The 423-nt window shown below is 74.9% G+C and carries 1 pseudogene; it reads left to right on the top strand.

What is annotated here, in order from left to right:
- Positions 1-420, top strand: a pseudogene (locus GVL52_RS32305) (MFS transporter); the annotation flags it as partial.
- Positions 421-423 lie beyond the last annotated feature (3 nt).

Raw genomic sequence — 423 nt, 5'->3', positions numbered from 1 at the left:
CTCATGGCCAACTGGGCGGGCCGCATGGCGGACCGCGGGCACGAGCAGTGGACGACGCGCGCCTCGGTCGCCCTGCTGCTCGCGAGCTGGGCCGCGCTGTGGCTCGGCGGCGCCAGCCTGGTCTGGTTCATCGTCGGCGTGCTGGCGGTCGATCTCGCGCTGCAGGGCGTGCACATCAGCCACCAGAACGTGATCTATGCACTGGCCCCCGAGGCCCGATCGCGCCTGAACGCGGTGTACATGACGTCGTATTTCGCCGGGGCCGCGCTCGGCTCGGCCCTGGGTTCCGCCGCGTGGCAGCACGGCGGCTGGGGCGCCACCTGCGCCGTGGGGACGGCCGTGGCGCTGGCGAACGGTGCCGCGCTGTGGCACGACGCGCGGCTGGCAGGCCGTGGCGGGGTGCGGCCCGGGGCGGTGTGACCC

Origin of the sequence: Rhizobium sp. 18055 (genome assembly GCF_902706285.1) — a bacterium.
GTDB lineage: Bacteria > Pseudomonadota > Alphaproteobacteria > Rhizobiales > Rhizobiaceae > Rhizobium.
Note: the sequence above shows the minus strand (reverse complement) of the source record. Positions and strands in the feature narration are given on the sequence as shown.